17 protein-coding genes are annotated in these 18143 nt (G+C 72.7%); 10 read left to right on the top strand and 7 right to left on the bottom strand.

The genetic code is table 11. From position 1 onward, the window contains the following. Positions 1–77: 77 nt before the first annotated feature. Positions 78–1202: a glycerate kinase gene (locus V2J85_RS33270; RefSeq protein ID WP_261954847.1), complete on the bottom strand. Its 1125-nt coding sequence runs from the start codon at positions 1200–1202 to the stop codon at positions 78–80. Positions 1203–1386: 184 nt separating this feature from the next. Here V2J85_RS33270 and V2J85_RS33265 point away from each other — a divergent pair, with 184 nt between their 5' ends. Both V2J85_RS33265 and V2J85_RS33260 read left to right on the top strand, forming a co-directional pair. Next, positions 1387–1899 (top strand): NUDIX domain-containing protein, encoded by a 513-nt coding sequence (locus tag V2J85_RS33265; RefSeq protein ID WP_261954848.1) that lies wholly within the window; start codon positions 1387–1389, stop codon positions 1897–1899. Between the two features lie 38 nt (positions 1900–1937). After that, entirely contained in the window at positions 1938–2765 is an 828-nt protein-coding gene (locus tag V2J85_RS33260; protein ID WP_261954849.1) for a nucleotidyltransferase domain-containing protein, read from the top strand. A 204-nt stretch (positions 2766–2969) separates the two neighbouring features. On the opposite strand, the gene V2J85_RS33255 is transcribed toward V2J85_RS33260, so the two are convergent. Further along, positions 2970–3605 carry an NAD(P)-dependent oxidoreductase gene (locus V2J85_RS33255; protein ID WP_261954850.1) on the bottom strand — a complete coding sequence of 212 codons (636 nt, stop codon included), beginning with the start codon at positions 3603–3605 and terminating at the stop codon, positions 2970–2972. A 156-nt stretch (positions 3606–3761) separates the two neighbouring features. Here V2J85_RS33255 and V2J85_RS33250 point away from each other — a divergent pair, with 156 nt between their 5' ends. Beyond that, positions 3762–4421 (top strand): TetR/AcrR family transcriptional regulator, encoded by a 660-nt coding sequence (locus tag V2J85_RS33250; protein WP_261954851.1) that lies wholly within the window; start codon positions 3762–3764, stop codon positions 4419–4421. 359 nt (positions 4422–4780) lie between these two features. Here V2J85_RS33250 and V2J85_RS33245 read toward each other — a convergent pair whose 3' ends face one another. The 4 genes from V2J85_RS33245 to V2J85_RS33230 all read right to left on the bottom strand — a co-directional run bounded on the left by V2J85_RS33245 (position 4781) and on the right by V2J85_RS33230 (position 9128). After that, the gene (locus V2J85_RS33245; protein ID WP_330823681.1) at positions 4781–5326 is read right to left on the bottom strand and encodes a methylated-DNA--[protein]-cysteine S-methyltransferase; all 546 of its coding nucleotides are present in this window, start codon (positions 5324–5326) and stop codon (positions 4781–4783) included. A 19-nt stretch (positions 5327–5345) separates the two neighbouring features. Then, the gene (locus V2J85_RS33240) at positions 5346–6818 is read right to left on the bottom strand and encodes an AlkA N-terminal domain-containing protein (RefSeq protein WP_330823657.1); all 1473 of its coding nucleotides are present in this window, start codon (positions 6816–6818) and stop codon (positions 5346–5348) included. A gap of 159 nt (positions 6819–6977) precedes the next feature. After that, complete coding sequence (gene pip / locus V2J85_RS33235; RefSeq protein ID WP_330823656.1) at positions 6978–7976, bottom strand: prolyl aminopeptidase; 999 nt, start codon at positions 7974–7976, stop codon at positions 6978–6980. A 318-nt stretch (positions 7977–8294) separates the two neighbouring features. Continuing rightward, positions 8295–9128, bottom strand: a complete 834-nt coding sequence (locus V2J85_RS33230) for an NAD(P)H-binding protein (RefSeq protein ID WP_315975436.1) — start codon at positions 9126–9128, stop codon at positions 8295–8297. 258 nt (positions 9129–9386) lie between these two features. Here V2J85_RS33230 and V2J85_RS33225 point away from each other — a divergent pair, with 258 nt between their 5' ends. Genes V2J85_RS33225 through V2J85_RS33205 form a run of 5 tightly spaced genes read left to right on the top strand, consistent with a single transcriptional unit; the run spans position 9387 to position 15214 of the window. Further along, entirely contained in the window at positions 9387–10172 is a 786-nt protein-coding gene (locus tag V2J85_RS33225; RefSeq protein WP_261954854.1) for an SDR family NAD(P)-dependent oxidoreductase, read from the top strand. Between the two features lie 38 nt (positions 10173–10210). Then, complete coding sequence (locus tag V2J85_RS33220; RefSeq protein ID WP_261954855.1) at positions 10211–11182, top strand: aromatase/cyclase; 972 nt, start codon at positions 10211–10213, stop codon at positions 11180–11182. Between the two features lie 34 nt (positions 11183–11216). After that, a complete protein-coding gene (locus tag V2J85_RS33215) occupies positions 11217–12521 on the top strand; it encodes an activator-dependent family glycosyltransferase (protein ID WP_330823655.1) in 1305 nt (434 codons plus the stop codon). 48 nt (positions 12522–12569) lie between these two features. After that, positions 12570–13922 (top strand): activator-dependent family glycosyltransferase, encoded by a 1353-nt coding sequence (locus tag V2J85_RS33210; RefSeq protein ID WP_261954857.1) that lies wholly within the window; start codon positions 12570–12572, stop codon positions 13920–13922. Then, positions 13904–15214, top strand: a complete 1311-nt coding sequence (locus V2J85_RS33205) for an activator-dependent family glycosyltransferase (RefSeq protein ID WP_330823654.1) — start codon at positions 13904–13906, stop codon at positions 15212–15214. The genes V2J85_RS33210 and V2J85_RS33205 overlap by 19 nt, the downstream gene beginning before the upstream one ends. On the opposite strand, the gene V2J85_RS33200 is transcribed toward V2J85_RS33205, so the two are convergent. After that, the gene (locus tag V2J85_RS33200) at positions 15215–15979 is read right to left on the bottom strand and encodes an NAD-dependent epimerase/dehydratase family protein (protein WP_261954859.1); all 765 of its coding nucleotides are present in this window, start codon (positions 15977–15979) and stop codon (positions 15215–15217) included. It lies immediately after the preceding gene. 213 nt (positions 15980–16192) lie between these two features. Here V2J85_RS33200 and V2J85_RS33195 point away from each other — a divergent pair, with 213 nt between their 5' ends. Then, positions 16193–17152 carry an NAD-dependent epimerase/dehydratase family protein gene (locus V2J85_RS33195; RefSeq protein ID WP_330823653.1) on the top strand — a complete coding sequence of 320 codons (960 nt, stop codon included), beginning with the start codon at positions 16193–16195 and terminating at the stop codon, positions 17150–17152. Next, on the top strand, positions 17149–17976 hold the full coding sequence (locus V2J85_RS33190; RefSeq protein WP_261954861.1) for a phytanoyl-CoA dioxygenase family protein: 828 nt from the start codon (positions 17149–17151) through the stop codon (positions 17974–17976). Before V2J85_RS33195 ends, V2J85_RS33190 begins: the two co-directional genes overlap by 4 nt. Positions 17977–18143: the final 167 nt, after the last annotated feature.

Below are 18143 nucleotides of genomic sequence, written 5' to 3'. Positions count from 1 at the left end.
CGCGCCTTCGCACAGAACGCCGGGAGCCCCGGGCGAACGATTCGCCCGGGGCTCCCGGCGTTCTCGCGTGCCGCGGGTCAGAGCAAAAAGTCGCGGGCGAGGTTCTCCGCCGCCCGCTCCAGCAGCGGGCCCGCCTCGGCCATGCAGCGGGCCGGGTCGGACTCCAGGTCGGTCAGCGCGTAGGCCCGCTGGATACCGGCCCGGGTGAGGGCCTCCTGCGGCAGCTGGAGCCGGCCGCAGACCGCGACCACGTCCAGGCCCGCCGCCCGGGCTGCGGCGGCGACACCGGCCGGGGCCTTGCCGTGCAGGGTCTGCTCGTCCAGCGAGCCCTCGCCGGTGATCACGAACGTGGCGCGGGCCAGCGCCGGCGCGAAGCCGAGCACCTCCAGCATCACGTCGATACCGGCCCGGAACGTCGCGTCCAGGCCGACCAGCGCGCCGTAGCCGATCCCGCCCGCCGCGCCCGCACCGGGCGCCAGCGCGTACTCGGCGGCCTTGGGGCCGACCGCCCGCTCCAGCACCTGGGCGTAGTGCGCGAGCGCCGCGTCCAGTGTGGCGACGTCCTGCTCACCGGCGCCCTTCTGCGGGCCGTAGACCGCCGGGGCGCCCTTCGGGCCGGTGAGCGGATTGTCCACGTCGCTGGCGAGCACGACCTCCGTCCCGGCCAGCCGGGGGTCCAGGCCCGACAGGTCGGCCGTGGCCAGCTCGCGCAGCGGGCCGCCACCGGGGGCCACCGGATTGCCGTCCGCGTCCAGGAACCGGGCGCCCAGCGCCGCGAGCATGCCCGCGCCGCCGTCGGTCGTGGCGCTGCCGCCGACGCCGAAGACGATCGTGGTCGCGCCCGCGTCCAGGGCCGCGAGCAGCAGTTCGCCGGTGCCGTACGTGGTGGCCGTCAGGGGCGCGAAGACGCCCTCGGGGAGGTGCTGGAGGCCGGACGCCTCCGCCATCTCCACCACCGCGGTGCCGTCCTCGCGCAGCGCGAAAGTGGCCGTCACCGGGGTGCCGGTGGGGCCGGTGACCCGCGCCTCGTGGCGGGTGAAGCCGGCCGCGAGCGCCGCCGCGACGGTCCCGTCACCGCCGTCCGCGACCGGGACGGCCGCCACGTCCAGACCGGGGACCACGCGCCGCAGACCGGCCGTGACGTGCTCGGCGACCTGGACGGCCGTGAGCGAACCCTTGAACTTGTCCGCGGCGATCAGCACATGTGCTGTGTTTGTCCTTGCTGCGTCCGCCACCGTGTTTCCCCTTGCTTTCGAACTGGCAGTCGCGCCGCTGTGACCTTATCCGGCGCGCGGCGATGCGAACAGAGCACTCCGGTACGCGGACGCTTCGAGCGCCCCGGAATGCGCCTCGAAGATCCCCCGGGCAGGCTCTAGGCTCGCGCCCGTGACGACCTTGGATTACGCCAGTTACCTCGCCGGCCTGCCCCGCGTGCTCGCGGGCGCCGGCGCCCTCCTCCGTGACGCGCAGGGCCGCATCCTGCTCGTGGAGCCCAACTACCGCGACACCTGGATCCTGCCGGGCGGCACCGTCGAGTCGGACGCCGGCGAGTCGCCGCGCCAGGCCGCCCGCCGCGAGACCGCCGAGGAGATCGGCCTGGACGTCGAGCTGGGCCCGCTGCTCGCGGTCGACTGGGTCCGCGGGCAGGGGCGGCCGCCCCTGGTGTCGTACCTCTTCGACGGCGGGGTGCTGGACGCGGACCGGTTCGCCGCGATCCGGCTCCAGGAGGAGGAGCTGCTGTCCTGGCGCCTGGTCGACTGGGAGGAGGCCCGGACCCTGGTCAACCAGGAGTTGGCGCTGCGCATCGGCGCCGCCCTGAAGGCCCTCGCGGACGGCGGCGGCCCGGCGGAACTGGAGGACGGCGTCCCGCCCGCGGGAGCGGCCGCCGCCCGGAAATGACGTGAGCGCCGGCCGCCCGTCTGCCTAGGGTGGCCGGCATGGATGAGATCGCCGCGGAGATCGCGCAAGTACCGGGAGTCGTCGGGGTGATGCTCGGGGGGAGCCGGGCACGGGGGACGCACCGGGCGGACTCGGACTGGGACCTGGGGGTGTACTACCGCGGCGAGCCGGATCTGGCGGCGCTGGAGGCGCTGGCCGCCGAGGTGACCGGCGGGCCGGTCGAGGTGTTCGGGCCGGGGGCGTGGGGCCCGTGGGTGAACGGCGGGGCCTGGCTCGTCCTGCCCGACGGCCGCCACGTGGACTGGATCCTGCGCGACCTCGACCGGGTGCGGCGGGTCTGGAAGGACTGCCGGGCGGGCCGTTTCGAGACCGGTGTGCAGCCCGGCCATCCGCTCGGGTTCTGGTCGCCCGCGTACCCGGGCGAGGTGGCACTGGGCCGGGTGCTCGCCGACACCGACGGGGAGCTGTCCGCCCTCAAGGAGGAGGCCCGCGCCTATCCTCCCGCGCTGCGGACGTCCCTGACCGGCGCGGCGGTCTGGGACGCCGGGTTCTCGGTGGCGATGGCGGGCAAGTCGTCCGCGGCGCAGGACGTGCTGCACGCGGCCCTGTGTCTGTCCCGGGCGATCGGCCAGCTCGTCCAGGCCCTGTACGCGCACCACGGCGCCTGGTGCCTCAACGAGAAGGGCGCCCTCGCCGCCGTCGCGGCCCTGCCGGACACCCCACCCGGTTTCGCCGACCGCGCCACCGCCCTGCTCGCCCGCCTCGGCCGTACGGGAGCGGAGCTGCGGGGCTCGCTGGCGGAGGCGGAGCGGCTGGTGGACGAGGTGCGGGGCGTGGTGGGGGCGGAGTCTCCGGGGCGCGGGTGAGGGGTGGGGGCGCGGCCGCCTCTCCGGGGGCGCGGCCGCCTCTCCGGGCCGCGGCCGCCTCTCCGGGCCGCGGCCGCCTCCCCGGGGGCGCGACCGCCTCCCCGGGGGCGCGACCGCCTCTCCGGGGCGCGGCCACCTCTCGGGGGCGCGACCGCCTCTCCGGCGCGCGGGTGAGCCCTCGGCCGTAGCCGTACGGGCCCGCGGTCAGCGGCTGACGCCGACGGCGTGCCCGTAGGTGCGGGGGTCGGTGACGAGGTCGAGCATCGCCCGGGCCACGTCGGCGCGGGCGATGACGGAACCGGCCGGTCCGGCCTCGACGGCGTGGCGGTAGCGGCCCTCACCGGGGGTGTCGAGCAGCCGGGGCGGGCGGACCGCGGTCCAGTCGAGTCCGCTGTCGCGCAGCACCGCCTCCATCCGCGTCAGGTCGGTGTAGACCTCCTTGAGGACCGCCCACAGCAGGGGCCCGAACACCCGGTGGCTGAGGAACGGCTGACCGGCGCCGGTGCGGTTGAGCGGGCCCGCGCTGACCACCAGGAGGCGCCGTACTCCGGTGGCGGTCATCGCCTCGACCACGGCCCGGGCCGAGGTGGACGCCGGGCGCAGCGGATCGTGCCGGCCGGCCTGGCCGATGCCGGAGAGCACCGCGTCGGCGCCGTCGACCACGGTCTTGAGGGAGGCGGGGTCCAGCGGGTCGGTACGGACGACCGTCAGCCGCTCGTGACGTTCGGTCAGCTTCTCCGGGCTGCGCAGCGCGGCGGTCACCTCGTGGCCGTCGGCCAGCGCGTGGGTGACGAGCTGCCGGCCGACACCGCCGGAGGCACCGAGCACGGTGAGTTTCATGGTCCCTCCCGGGACGAAGTAGGGCTGCGGAGCGAGCAGGAGAACGGGCACGAGCGGACGCACACCCCCCGTGGTGAGGGGGCGTGCGAGGGTGAGTGAGCACTCACCCACCAGAGTGAGTGAGTATTTACCCACCTGTCAAGGTAGGCTCGGCCCATGACCTCCGACGCCGCCGCTCCCCTGACCGGAGGCGCGCTGACGCGCTCCCGCATCCTCGACGCCGCCGCCGCACTGATGACGACCGTGGGCCTGACCCGTACGACGACGAAGCAGATCGCCCGGGAGGCCGGCTGCTCCGAGGCGGCGCTCTACAAGCACTTCCGCAACAAGGAAGAGATCTTCGTCCGGGTGCTGCACGAGCGCGCACCACGGTTCTCGGACGCGCTGCGGCGGCTGCCGGACGCCGTCGGGGACGACCGCGGCCCGGCCCGGCACCTGGAGGAGGTGGCGCTGACGGCCCTGCACTTCTACCGGCGCTCGTTCCCGATCGCCGCCTCGCTGTTCGCCAGCCCCGAGCTGCTGGACACCCACCGGCGCAAGCTGGACGAACTGGGCACCGACGGGCCGCAGAACGCCGTCCAGCACCTGGCCGCCTACCTGACGGCCGAGCAGAAGCTGGGCCGGATCACCTCCGGCATCGACCCGCACGCGGCCGCCACGCTGCTCGTTGGCGCCTGCTTCCACCGCGCCTTCCTCGACCTGTTCTTCGACGCCAAGGCGCCCGCCGGCGCGCTACTCCCCCAGGACGAGCGGGAGTTCGCGACCGAAACCGTCCGCGCACTGCTGGACGGCCTCCGGCCACCGGGTGCCCGGTAGGAACCGCTGCCGGGTGCGCCGCAGGACCCCACGTGCACCGCAAGGTCCGCCGCCGGGTGCGCCGCAGGGCCCCGCCTGCACCGTCAGGTCCACCGCCGGGTGCGCCGCAGGGCCCCGCCTGCACCGTCAGGTCCACCGCCGGGTGCGCCGCAGGGCCCCGCCTGCACCGTCAGGCCCGCCGCCGGGTGCGCCGCAGGGACCGTTGCCGGGTGCCGTGGAGGGACCACCGCCAACGGAATGCGCCGCACCCCCACCGCGTTGTGGCCCCGCAGGGGGTGCCTGCGTCCCCTAGTAGGTGATCTGTTCGCCCGCCCCCTAACTAAGGCCCCGTCACCCTCCCGAGCCCGCCGCGGCCCCCGTCAGCCGCAGGCCGCCTCCGGGAAGAGTCCCTCCTCCGCCCGTTCGAAGGTCAGCAGCCGTCGCTTGCGGTCCAGGCCGCCGCCGTAGCCGGTCAGGCTGCCGTCGGCGCCGACCACACGGTGGCAGGGGACGATGATGCCGACCGGGTTGCGCCCGTTGGCCAGGCCGACCGCGCGGGCCGCGCCGGGCGTGCCCAGCTGCGCGGCGAGCTGCCCGTACGTCCGGGTCTCCCCGTAGGGGATCGTGCACAGCGCCGCCCAGACGCGCCGTTGGAACGGTGTGCCGCGCAGTGCCAGCGGCAGGTCGAAGGTGGTCAGCTCACCGCGGAAGTACGCGCGGAGCTGGGCGGCGGCCGCGGCGAACGGCGGGTCGTCGGGGTCCGCCGGCACGCCGAAGGTCTCCTGGGGCGGGCGGTGGCGCTGGTCGGTCATGTAGAGGCCGGTGAGGGCGTCGCCGGCGGCGACGAGGGTGAGCGGACCCACCGGGGTGTCGTCGAGGGCGGTGTGGGTCAGGGGCGCGTCGGGCGCGGGGGCGTGCACGGTCATGGCAGTCATGTCAGCGGGCTCAGTCCGTCGGAAGGTGGTTGATGGGGTGGTCGTCGGTCGCCCAGAGGTACTGGACGGCGTAGGCGCGCCAGGGCCGCCAGATCGCGGAGTGCCGGATGAGGGCGGCCGGGGTGTGCGGCAGGCCCAGGCCGGCGGCCGCGCGGCGCAGGCCGAGGTCGGTGGGGGTGAAGGCGTCCGGGTCGCCGAGCGCGCGCATGGCGATGCATTCGACGGTCCAGGGGCCGACGCCGGGCAGCGCGGCGAGCCGGGCGCGGGCCTCCTCGCGGTCGCTGCCGACGCCGAGTTGCAGTTCCCCGGAGGCGAGCGCGGCGATGACGCCGAGGAGGGTGGCCCGGCGGGTCCGCGGCATGGCCAGCGACTCCGGGTCCAGTCCGGCGAGCGCGGTGGCGGGCGGGAAGAGGTGGGTCAGCCCGCCGCCCGGGTCCTCGACCGGGGTGCCGTGCGCGCGGACCAGCCGTCCGGCGTGCGTACGGGCGGCCGCGGTGGAGACCTGCTGGCCGAGGACCGCGCGGACGGCGAACTCGTCGGCGTCGACGGTACGCGGCACCCGGCGGCCGGGCGCCTTGTCGACCAGTGGTGCCAGCCCGGGGTCCTCGCGCAGCAGCCCGTCGACGGCCTCCGGGTCCGCGTCCAGGTCGAGCAGCCGGCGGCAGCGGGCGATGGCGCCGGCCAGGTCGCGCAGATCGGTGAGGGCGAGCCGGCAGTCGATGTGGTCGGGGCGGGGCGCGAGGGCGACGATGCCGTGCCCGTAGGGAAGGCGCAGGGTGCGGCGGTAGGCACCGTCGCGCCACTCCTCGACCCCCGGTACGGCGGTGGCGGCGAGGTGCCCGAAGAGGTTGTCGGGGTTGAGCGGCCGGCGGAACGGCAGCCGCAGCGCGAGCGTGCCCGGGACGACCGCCCGGCGGTCCGGCCGGGCGCGCTGCCGCAGTTCGGTCGGGGCGAGCGCGAAGACCTCCCGGACCGTCTCGTTGAAGCTGCGGATGCTGGCGAATCCGGCGGCGAAGGCGACCTCGGCCATCGGCAGCTGCGTCGTCTCCACCAGCAGCCGGGCGGTCTGCGCCCGCTGGGCCCGGGCCAGGGCGAGCGGCCCGGCACCCAGCTCGGCGAGCAGCTGGCGTTCGATCTGCCGGGTGCTGTAGCCGAGCCGGGACGCGAGGCCGGGGACGCCCTCGCGGTCGACGATGCCGTCGGCGATCAGGCGCATGGCGCGGGCGACGAGGTCGGCCCGCTCGTCCCACTGCGGCGACCCGGGGCTGGCGTCCGGCCGGCAGCGCTTGCAGGCCCGGAAACCGGCCTGCTGCGCCGCGGCCGCGCTCGGGTAGAAGCGCATGTTCCGGGGCTTGGGCGGCACCACGGGACAGCTGGGCCGGCAGTAGATGCGGGTGGTGAGCACGGCCGTGTAGAACCACCCGTCGAAGCGGGCGTCCTTGGACTGAACGGCGCGCACACAGCGCTCGGTGTCGGTGTGCATGCCTTCAGGATTCCGCAGCGAGGAGGCCCGGGCTGGCGGAAATCCGACATCAACGTCGGGCTACCAGGACCGCCGCAGATCGCTCGCCCCTCGCGGAACCCTGTGCCTCCGGCCCACCACGCGAAACGATCGGGCCCCACCGCACGAGGCGATCGGGATTCACCGCGCGAAGCGGTCCAGCGCCCCGATCACCTCGGCGCGGGTCCGCCCGCTCCCCTTGTGCCCGGCGTCGTCGATCACGATAAGCCGGGCGTCGGTCCAGGTCCGGGCCAGCTCCCAGGCGGTGTCCAGCGGACTGCTCAGGTCCTGGCGGCCGTGGATGAGCACCCCGGGGATGCCCGCGAGCCGCCCCGCCTCGCGCAGCAGCACGCCCTCCTCCAGCCACGCACCGTGCGAGAAGTAGTGCGCGCAGATCCGGACCAGCGCCAGCCGCGCGGCCGTGGGCCGGTCCCCGTAAGGGTTGGCGGAGCCGTGCGGCTCCATGGAGAGCACCGCGTCCTCCCAGGCACACCAGTCCGCGGCGGCCCGCTCCCGTACGCCCGGATCGGGATCGTCCATCAGCCGCGCATACGCCGCGACCAGATCCCCGCCCCCGGCACCCGCACTCTCCACCCGCTCCCCGCACCGCGCTCCCTGCGCCGCCCCGTCCCGGAAGCGTTCCCACGCCTCGGGGAAGAACCGGCCGACGCCCCGGTACAGCCAGTCGGTCTCCGAGCGCCGGGTCGTGGTGACACCCGGGATGACGATCTCCGAGACCCGTTCCGGGTGCCGTTGGGCGTACGCCAGGATCAGCGTGGAGCCCCATGACCCGCCGAACAGCAGCCAGCGCTCGATGCCCAGGTGCCGGCGGAGCCGTTCCATGTCGGAGAGCAGATGGGGGGTGGTGTTGTGCCGCAGGTCCGTCGCCGGGTCGCCGGCGTGCGGGGTGGAACGCCCGCACCCGCGCTGGTCGAAGAGCACCACCCGATAGCGGTCCGGGTCGAAGTACTGGCGCGCCGAGGCCTTGCACCCCGAACCCGGCCCGCCGTGGACGACCAGCGCGGGCTTCCCCCGCGGGTTGCCGCACGCTTCCCAGTACACGAGGTTGCCGTCGCCGACGTCGAGCATCCCGGCGTCGTACGGCTCGATGGGCGGATAGGGCTCGCTCGGTGGACGCATGGCGGCACGCTAGCGGGCCCGGACCGGGGTCCACGTCTCGGCGTCGCTGTCGGGTTCGTCCCGCCTCGCCTGCAGGTAGCTGCGGAGGGTGGCGGGCGCCGGGTGTCGGTTGTCGCTGCGCCAGATGAGGGAGTGCGGGTAGACCGGCGCCGGGTCCTGTACGGGAATGCGGCGGAGGTCCTGGCGGCGGGCCGGACGAGGCGGGTCCGCGCGGCGACGAAGGTGGCCGGGACCGTGGAGTCGGCGACACCTGCTGCGGCGTGTTCAACCCCGTATGCGCCACCTACCGGCTCGGCCACACGGACACCGACCGGGGGCTCACGCCGGTGCGAAGTCGGCACGGTGGTCGGCCACCCACTGCGCGAAGGTGCGGGCGGGTCGGCCCGTCACCTCGGTCGCCGTGGGACCCACGACAGCGTGCTCCGCGGGGGGCTGGGTCAGCCAGTCCGCCACCTCGGCCGGCACGCCGCGGTCCAGCCAGCGCTGCCGGGCCTGCTGGGGGGTCAGTTCCTCGAACACGATGTCCCGGTCCAGCACTTCGGCCAGCGTGCGCACCTGGTCCCTCTTGGTCAGGACCTGCGGGCCGGTGAGGGAGTACACCGCACCGGCGTGCCCCTCCCCCGTCAGCGCCTCGACGGCCACCTCGGCGATGTCCGCCTCGTGAACCATCACCGAGGGGGCCTCTCCGAACGGCTCGCGGACCACGTTTTCGTCCTGGACGGCCGGCGCCCAGTTCACCACGTTGGCCATGAATTCGCCGGGACGGACATGGGTCCACTCCAGGCCGGAGGCCTCCACCGCCTTCTCCACCGCCCGATGATGGTCGCCGCTGAAGTCGCCGCTGTTGTACCCGGCCGAGATCGACGACAACGTCACGATGTGCCGCACGCCTGCCTCCCGGGCCATGCCGGCCACGGCCTCCGCGGTTTCGGGCACCGGAAAGAGGTACAAACGGTCGACCCCGGACAGCGCGGTCCGCAGGGTGTCCGGGTCCTCCAGGTCACCGCGGAAAACCGTCACACCGGCCGGCAGCCCGGCGCGCTCGGGCGTCCGGGTCAGCGCGTGCACCGAAGCACCTGCGCGCACGAGGCCGTCGACCACATGCCGTCCGACCGTTCCCGTCGCCCCTGTCACCAGGACCGCCACGCTCACTCACCTCATCGTCCCGACCGTGTGGATTCCGGCGCACCACTGTTGCTGACCATTCAGGGCGCCATCGGTCGGTGAGTCTATTGGCCGGTGTGTCGCAGGCGATCGCGAAGCGCTCAAATTCCGCTGGTCTGCCGTGGCGTGGGGCGGTGCGGGAGATCAAGCGACTCGCGAGGCGCAAGTGCCAGGGTGCACCCGGGAAACGAAGCGCGATGTGGCGGCATCGCACGGAATTCTCATCGATGGTTTCGAGGAGGGCTTATGACCGGCGGAGACCGGCGGGTTGCCATTGTCACCGGTGCCACCAGCGGTATTGGGCGGGCGACTGCCGGCCACTTGGCCGCACTCGGCCTGCGGGTATTCATCTGCGCACGCAACGGCGACGCCGTGACCGACACGGTCAAGCAGCTGCGGGACGCGGGCCACGAGGTGTCGGGAACGGCCTGCGATGTGCGTTCCACCAGTGAGGTGGGCGCGTTCGTGCGGGCCGCCGTGGACCGGTTCGGCCCCGTTGATGTGCTGGTCAACAATGCCGGCCGCAGCGGTGGCGGGCCCACCGCGCAGATCACCGATGAATTGTGGCTGGATGTCATCGACACCAACCTGCACAGCGTGCTGCGGGTGAGCCGGGAAACCCTCACCACCGGAGGAATGCTCGACCGGGGGCACGGCCGGATCATCAACATCGCGTCCACCGGCGGAAAGCAGGGCGTCGTGCTCGGGGCTCCGTACTCCGCTTCCAAGCACGGTGTCATCGGTTTCACCAAGGCCCTCGGACTGGAATTGGCCAAGACCGGAATCACGGTCAATGCGGTATGCCCCGGATATGTCGAGACGCCGATGGCGCAACGGGTGCGGGAAGGGTACGCGAAGGTCTGGAACACCACCGAGGACGCCGTACTCGAACGGTTCGAGGCGAAGATCCCGCTCGGCCGCTACAGCACTCCGGAGGAAGTCGCCGGGCTGGTCGGCTACTTGATCAGCGAGGCCGCCGCCCCCATCACCGCACAGGCGATGAACGTCTGTGGCGGGCTGGGGAATTACTGACACCCGATCACGCACCTCGACGCCCGGACGGGAGGACCATGTCTCACCCTGCACCGCACCGAGCCGAGCACGGCATCTCGGTGGCCGCTCCTGCGCAACGGGTCTTCGACCTGATCGCGGAGGTCGGCAACTGGCCCCGGATATTCCCGCCGACGGTGTACGTGGAGTACGCCGAGCACGGCCCGACCGAGGAGCGGATACGGATCTGGGCCACCGCCAATGACGAGGTCAAGTCCTGGACCTCGCACCGCGTGCTCGACCGTGACCGGCTGGTGATCGGGTTTCGTCAAGAGGTGTCCCAGCCGCCGGTCGCGAGCATGGGTGGGCAGTGGCTCATCGAGCCGCTGGCCGCGGACCGCACCCAGGTCACGCTGCTGCACGACTACCGAGCGGTCGGCGACGACCCCGCCAACGTGGACTGGATCGAGCGTGCCGTCGACCGCAACAGCCGGGCCGAACTGGCCGCTCTGCGTGCCGCGGCGGAGCGGTCGGGGAGCCCGGACGGTCCGGAGTTCTCGTTCGAGGACGCGGTGCACGTGGCCGGCTCGGCCACGGACGTCTATGCCTTCCTCCACGCGGCAGAAGGCTGGCAGGAGCGGCTGCCGCATGTCCGCCGGGTCGTGCTCCAGGAGGACGTCCCGAATGTGCAGACGCTGGAAATGGACACCGCCGCGCCGGACGGCTCGATCCACACCACGAAGTCCGTGCGGGTCTGCTTCCCCTTGGAGCGGATCGTCTACAAGCAGTTGCAGACGCCGGCCCTGATGTCCGTGCACACCGGTGAGTGGCGGGTCCGCGAGGAACGGGACCAGCTCGTCGTGACCTCGGCGCACACGGTGGTCATCCGGCCCGAAGCAATTCCCCAGGTCCTCGGGGAGGGTGCGACGGTCGGCGATGCCCGTGCCTTCGTCCGTGCCGCCCTGAGCCGCAACAGCACCGCCACGCTGCATCTGGCGAAGGAGCACGCCGAGCGCCTCGCCCGGCCGGCCGGCAGCCCCGACCGGTCGTGATCAGCCCTGCCCTACGGCCGTCCAGGAGGACAGTGTGCGCGTCTTGTTCACCTCGCTGCCCTTCAAGGCGCACCTCTACCCACGGGTACCGGTGGCGTGGGCGCTGCGAGCCGCGGGCCACGAGATATGCGTCGCCAGCAGTCCGGACCTCTTGGAGGACATCACCGACGCGGGTCTGCCGGGCGTGGGCATCGGGCCGCCGCTGGCGCCCGCGGAGACAATGGCCGCGATCCGGGAACGGCAGGAGGCGGCCGAGCGGCAGCCGGACGGGGCACCGGACCCCGAAGTGCTGCTCCGGATCGAGGAGACCCGCCCCGATCGGCTGACGTACGACTCCATGCACGGGCTGTTCACGGTGATGACCACGCTCGTCTTCCGCAACCACTCCCAGCCCCGGTTCACCGAGGAACTGGTGGCGTTCGCCCGTCGCTGGCGCCCCGATCTGGTCATCTGGGATCCCTTGGGCTTCGCCGGGCCGGTGGCCGCCAAAGCGGTGGGCGCCGCGCACGCACGGCTCATGTACGGCCTGGACCTGATCGGCCAGATGCGCGAGCGGTACCTGCGGGCCCTGCAGGCGCGGCCGACGCCGCTGCGTGAGGACCCGTTGGAGGAGTGGCTGGCCCCGGTGCTCGCCGAGCACGGCAGTGCGTTCGGCGAAGACGTCGTCACCGGCCAGTGGACGATCGACCCGGGGCCGTCCTGGATGCGCCTGCCGGTCAACCGGCGCTGCGTGCCGGTGCAACATGTGTCGTACAACGGGCGGGCCGTGGTGCCCGAATGGGTCAAACAACCCTCGCAGCGGCGCCGGGTATGTCTGACGCTCGGTCTGTCGCACCGCGAGGTGCTCGGCGGCAACCGACTCTCCGTTGCCACGCTGCTCGACGCGGTGGCCGACGTGGACGCCGAAGTGGTGGCGACGCTGAGTGCCGATCAGCTGGGCTCGGTGACGCAGGTGCCCGACAACGTACGGGTGGTGGACTTCGTGCCACTGAACGAGCTGCTGCCCTCGTGTTCCGCGGTCATCCACCAAGGAGGCACCGGAACGATGCAGACGGCACTCGCGCTCGGGGTTCCCCAGGTGATCGTCCCGGGGGACCTGTGGGACACCAAGCTCAAGGCGCAACGACTGCACGACTCGGGAGCGGGCCTCGCGGCGGCCGACGCGTCCCGGATCTCCGCGAAGGAGCTGCGGGACATGCTGGTCAGGGTGCTTGAGGAGCCTTCTTTCGCCCGGACGGCGTCGGAGCTGCGCAGGCGGTCGCTGGCGGTGCCCACCCCGGCCGGCATCGTGCCCGTGCTGGAGAGGCTCACCGCGCTCCATCGCCGTCCCGCCGGCTGAACTCGGCGCCCACTTCGGAAGTCCACCACAGAAGGGCAAGGCGGCACCATGCGCGTTCTGTTCACGACGGTCCCCACGAAGGCTCCGGGCTTTCACCGGACCGCGCTGGCGTGGGCCCTGCGAGCGGCGGGGCACGAGGTGTGCCTGGCCAACCGTCCCAATCTCGTGGAGGACATCACCCGTACCGGCCTGACCGCGGTGCCGGTGGGCACGCCGTTCCACCCGGACGACTACCTCGCGGACAGCGAGCGACAGCTCGCCGAAGCAGGGGGCGAGGGGGATTACCCGGACCCGGAGCAGCTCATGCACATGGACGAGCTCCGGCCGGAGCTGCTCGACTACACCTACATGCAGGGCGTCTTCACCACCATGACGACGTTGGTCTTCCGTCCCTTCTGCCCCACCGAAGTAGTCGACGAGCTGGTGTCCTTCGCCCGTGAATGGCGTCCCGATCTGGTGCTCTGGGATCCCTTCGTGTTCGCCGGGCCGGTGGTGGCCAAGGCGGTCGGTGCGGCCCACGCCCGGTTGCTGTACGGGCTCGACCTGATCGGGCACATGCGGGAGCACTACCTGGACGCGGTGCGCAAGCGGCCGGCGGAGCTGCGCGAGGACCCGGTCGAGGAATGGCTCGGCCCGGTCCTCGACCGCTACGACACCGCCTTCAGCGAGGACGTCGTCACCGGCCAGTGGACCATCGACCCGGTCCCCACCTCCATGCGACTACCGGTCGACCTCCCCTACCTCCCCATGCGCCACATCCCCTACAACGGCCGCGCCGTCATCCCCCACTGGCTCACCGAACCCCCCGAACGCCCCCGGGTGTGCCTGACCCTCGGGCTGCCGCATCCAGAAGTGACCGGCGGAGACCGGCTGCCGGTCGAGCCGGTGCTGGAAGCGATGGCCGGTGTGGACGCCGAAGTGATCGCGGTGTCCGAGACCGGGCGCCTGGCAGGGGTGAGGGCCGTCCCGGACAACGTCCGGCTGGTCGACCATGTGCCGCTCAACGAGTTGCTGCCGAGTTGCTCGGCGATTGTTCACCAGGGCGATGTGTGGACCCTCCACACCGCGTTCGCGCACGGTGTTCCGCAGGTCGTACTGCCGGGTGACCTCTGGGACATCCCCATGAGGGCGGACCAGGTGCAGGAGGCGGGGGTCGGTCTGCGGCCCTTGGACGTCGCGGGAGTCACGGCCGGGGAGGTGCGCGAGATGGTCGTCCGGGTCCTGACCGATCCCGCGTTCGCACGCCGTGCCGCCGCACTGCGCGACGAGATGGTGGCCACTCCGGCACCCCGCGACCTCGTGCCCGTACTGGAGAAACTGACCGCCGAACACCGAGGCGGTGGGCGCCCGCACGGCGACCGGGGCCGCCGGAAGGGAACAACGTGCGAGTCCTCTTCTTGACCCTGCCGGCCAAGGCCCATCTCTATCCACAAGTACCGCTGGCCTGGGCGCTGCGGGCCGCCGGGCACGAGGTGTGCGTCGCCGGCAACCCCGACCTGACCGCGGAGATCGCCCGCACCGGCCTGACCGCGGTGCCGGTGGGGGCCGCGCTCGACCAGGCGGGCATGGTCGAGCAGAACCAGGAGCGGGAGCGGGAGCAGTCGGCACTCAGCGGGGATGGTCCGGATCCCGAAGAGCTGTTGAAATGGACCGAGTTGGAGCCCGGCGCCCTGGACCACACCGCGCTTCAGGGACTCTTCACCGTGGCCACCACTTTGGTGTTCCGCACCTACTCGCCCGATCGCACACTGGACGAGTTGGTGGCCTTCGCCCGTGAGTGGCGCCCGGACCTGGTCATCTGGGACACGCTGGTGCTGGCGGGGCCGGTGGTGGCCAAGGCGGTCGGTGCGGCACACGCCCGGTTGCTGTACGGGCTCGATCTGATCGGGCACATGCGGGAGCAGTACCTCCACGGTCTTGATGCCCGGCCGTTGCCGCTGCGCGAGGACCCGGTCGAGGAATGGCTCGGCCCGGTCCTCGACCGCTACGACACCGCCTTCAGCGAGGACGTCGTCACCGGCCAGTGGACCATCGACCCGGTCCCCACCTCCATGCGACTACCGGTCGACCTCCCCTACCTCCCCATGCGCCACATCCCCTACAACGGCCGCGCCGTCATCCCCCACTGGCTCACCGAACCCCCCGAACGCCCCCGGGTGTGCCTGACCCTCGGGTTGTCGTTGCGCGAGGTGCTGGGGGGTGACCGTGCTTCGGTACGGACTCTGCTGGACGCCGTGGCGGATCTGGACCTGGAGGTGGTCGCGACCTTGGACGCCGAGCAGCTGTCGGGGGTGTCCCGTCTGCCGGACAACGTCCGGGCGTTCGACTTCGTCCCTCTCAACGAGCTGCTGCCGAGCTGCTCGGCGATCGTGCATCAAGGAGGCTTCGGCCAGGTGCAGACCGCGCTGGCGCATGGCGTCCCTCAGCTGAGTCTGCCCAACGGGCAGTGGGACACGGTGCCGCGCGCACAACAGATACAGGACAGCGGAGTGGGACTGCGCGCGGCGGACGTGGACCACTGCAAGGCCGGAGATCTGCGGCAGATGCTGGTCCGCCTGGTGGAGGAGCCGGCGTTCGCCCGCACCGCCGCCGCCGTGCGGGGCGAGATGCTGGCCACCCCCGCCCCTCACGACATCGTGCCCGTACTGGAGCGGCTCACCGCGGAACACCGCCTGCCGGCGGGACCGGCCTGATCACCCGGCCGGGCCCGGGACAGCGGCCCATTGGCCCGTCTCCCGCAGGTAGCGCTCGATCGCGAGCCGGTGGTAGCCGGGCCCGAACCGCAGGTCCCAGGCCTCCGGCACCAGCCTCTTCAGCTTGGCGACCGAGGCGCAGTAGGAGAGCGCTTGCGCCTCGACGATGCGGTGCTCGGCCACGACGCCCAGACAGCGCTCGACGTAGTCGATGACCTGAGCGATGTCGGCGCAGTCACCGGAGGCCACATTGACCACCTCGTTGCGGATCCCCGCCCGCAGCAGGCGTTCGAAGAGGATCACGAAGTCCGCGACGTGCAGCATGTCCCGGCGTGCCCCGCGATGGACGTCGACGCGGCCGCTGCGGATCTGCCGGATCAGCGCAGGCAGCAGCCGGAAATCGGGACCGTACGGCCCCATGACGTAGGCCAGCCGCAGGATCAGGTGGTCCACCCCGGAAGCCCGTACGACGCCCTCCAACTCGTACTTGTGCCGTCCGTACCGCGTGGAGGGGACGACCGGATCGTCCTCGCGCCCGCGGCAGCCCGGCCCGCCGTACATGCTGACCGTCGACAGGAACACCAGGGTGCGGCCACCGGACCGGCATGCCCGCACCACGTCCCGGACCAGGGCGGCCTCGCGCTCGTGCGCCGAGTCGGGGAGGTGGTGTCGGGGCACACCGGCCGCCACCACACTCACCTGCGGATACGCGGCCCGCAGCGGTGCGAGGTGCCGCGCCAGGAACCCATTCCCGATGATCTCCATATGGCCGCCCACCATGCCGGTCCGACTGTCGGGCGCCACGCTAGGGCGGAGCAGTAGCGCGGCACTTGGCTTCCCCTCGCAGGCCGATGGGGCGGCGGTCGGCCCCCGTTCCAGTGAGCTGCGAGCGGTCACCAGGATGCTGGTCCCCGCGATCGCCCGACGTCTCCGGAGAATTCCATGCAAAATCGGCCTAGACAGCCCAGGAACGCCGTGGTGTTGGGCGGCACGGGCTGGGTCGGCAGGCACATCGTCGATGCCCTCAGAGCACGCGGGGACCACGTCCTCGTCGTGGCCCGCCACCGGGCCCCGCACGTTCCGGAGGGCATGTTCAGGGCGTTCGACCTCGCCACGGCGACACCCGGGACGATCGCGGACCTCCTGCGCCGCACCCGGGCAGGTGTGGTGATCAATGCCACCGACGGGGCCAACACGAACGACGGCTGGGACCGGCCGGAGAGCGCCCTGGCCCGCGTCAACGTGCACGCGGTGCACTGCTTGCTGGCCGGAATCGGCCTGCTGCGCCGGCGGCCACGCCTGGTGCAGATCGGGACGATTCACGAGTACGGCCCGGTCGCCCCGGGGACGCTCATCGACGAGACCGTGCCGCCGAGGCCGTCCAGTGCGTATGCGGCCACCAAGCTCGCCGGCTCGACAGCGGTGCTGGAAGCGGCCCGCAGCGGAGCCGTGGACGGTCTGGTGCTGCGCCTGGCCAATGTGTGCGGCCCGCACCCGTCCCCCGCGTCCTTCCCGGGGAAGCTGCTGCGCCTGGTGCTCTCGGCGGGTGCGGGAGCTGAGGTCACGCTGCCGCTCGCGGCCGCCAGTCGCGACTTCATCGACGTCCGGGACGTGGCGGTGGCGTCACTCAGGGCCGCGGACGCCGGGGTGACCGGCCGGGCACTCAACATCGGCAGCGGGGTGGCAGTGGAGATCCGGGACTTCGTCGCCCGCTTCCTCGCGGTCGCCGGACTGCGACCGGGCGCGCTCAACGAAGAACAGCTTCCCGTACCGAGCATGGGAGGGGACTGGGTCAGGACCGACATCCGCCTGGCGGAGCAACTGCTGGGCTGGCGACCGCAGATCGGCCTCGAGGACTCCCTGCGCGAGATGTGGGAGGCAGCCCGTCCCGGTTCGCACACCGAGGTCCGGCCTTCCGCCCGGAGAGCCGGGCGGTGACCGCCACGAAGGGAGGCACCACTGTGGACGGCAACGCGCCCACCAGCGCCGAGGATCTGTCCCCGGAATGCGTCGAACGGTACCGCCGCGAGGGCTTCGTCCATGTGCCGGGTGTGCTCACCCCGGCAGAGGTCGAGGAGTTCCGCACCGGCGGGACGGAGCTCCTGGGCCAGGACGACAAGACCCATTGGGGGGACCGGAGCGGCACCGTTCTCGACTTCGTGGAGCATGCCCAGCTCCGCAGTGCGGCGATGCTGCGGCTCGCCCTGCATCCCCGTGTGGCGAGCCTCGCGGAGCGCCTGGCAGGCACCTCGCTGCGGCTCTTCAAGCTCGAACTGCTGCGCAAGGGGACCGGAAGGTCCAAGCCCACCGAGCCGCACTTCGACGCGTTCGCACTCCCCGTGGACGAGGCGCCGGCGACGCTGACGGCATGGGTGGCACTCGTGGACGTGCCGGTCGAGCGCGGCTGCATGACCTTTGTGCCGGGCTCCCATCTGCTGCCTCCGCCGGAGGTGACGGCCCATGCCTGGGCGGCGTACGACCGGCCCGAGGTGGCCTGGCTCCCCCGGGTCACGGTCCCGCTGCGAGCCGGTGACTGCACCTTCCACCACGCGCGTACGGTCCATGCGGCCGGCGCCAATGCGTCGGACGCCCCGCGCATCTCGGCGACCACGGTCTATGCGGACGCCGGCGCCGTCTACCGCCCCACCGGGAACCAGGGGCTCGACGAGCTGCCCGGCGCCGGCCTCCTCGTACCGGGACAGCGGCTCGACGACGACCGTTTCCCGCTGCTGAGCCCCGGTGTGCACCGGCCGGCCGACTGACCGGGATCGGTGCGGGACCACGGGCGTCGGGGCGTACTCCCGGGCGGTGGGGGGGGGGGGGGGGGGGGGGGGCCGGGGGTGGGACGGGTGGCCGGGCCGGCGGTCGAGGTGCTCATGTCCGTATCTCCTGGGGGTGTGGCCCCGGAGCCGATGATCGAGGTCCGGAC

It is taken from the genome of Streptomyces bugieae, from assembly GCF_036352915.1.
Lineage (GTDB): Bacteria > Actinomycetota > Actinomycetes > Streptomycetales > Streptomycetaceae > Streptomyces > Streptomyces endophytica.
The sequence above is the reverse complement of the archived record's forward strand: the minus strand, read 5'-3'. Positions and strand labels throughout refer to the sequence as shown.

Coding starts and splice junctions, on each gene's coding strand:
- V2J85_RS33240 (WP_330823657.1), bottom strand. CDS start 6,818: ATGCACACCGACACCGAGCGCTGTGTGCGCGCCGTTCAGTCCAAGGAC.
- V2J85_RS33260 (WP_261954849.1), top strand. CDS start 1,938: ATGGATGAGATCGCCGCGGAGATCGCGCAAGTACCGGGAGTCGTCGGG.
- V2J85_RS33225 (WP_261954854.1), top strand. CDS start 9,387: ATGACCGGCGGAGACCGGCGGGTTGCCATTGTCACCGGTGCCACCAGC.
- V2J85_RS33255 (WP_261954850.1), bottom strand. CDS start 3,605: ATGAAACTCACCGTGCTCGGTGCCTCCGGCGGTGTCGGCCGGCAGCTC.
- V2J85_RS33210 (WP_261954857.1), top strand. CDS start 12,570: ATGCGCGTTCTGTTCACGACGGTCCCCACGAAGGCTCCGGGCTTTCAC.
- V2J85_RS33220 (WP_261954855.1), top strand. CDS start 10,211: ATGTCTCACCCTGCACCGCACCGAGCCGAGCACGGCATCTCGGTGGCC.
- pip (WP_330823656.1), bottom strand. CDS start 7,976: ATGCGTCCACCGAGCGAGCCCTATCCGCCCATCGAGCCGTACGACGCC.
- V2J85_RS33250 (WP_261954851.1), top strand. CDS start 3,762: ATGACCTCCGACGCCGCCGCTCCCCTGACCGGAGGCGCGCTGACGCGC.
- V2J85_RS33245 (WP_330823681.1), bottom strand. CDS start 5,326: ATGACCGTGCACGCCCCCGCGCCCGACGCGCCCCTGACCCACACCGCC.
- V2J85_RS33200 (WP_261954859.1), bottom strand. CDS start 15,979: ATGGAGATCATCGGGAATGGGTTCCTGGCGCGGCACCTCGCACCGCTG.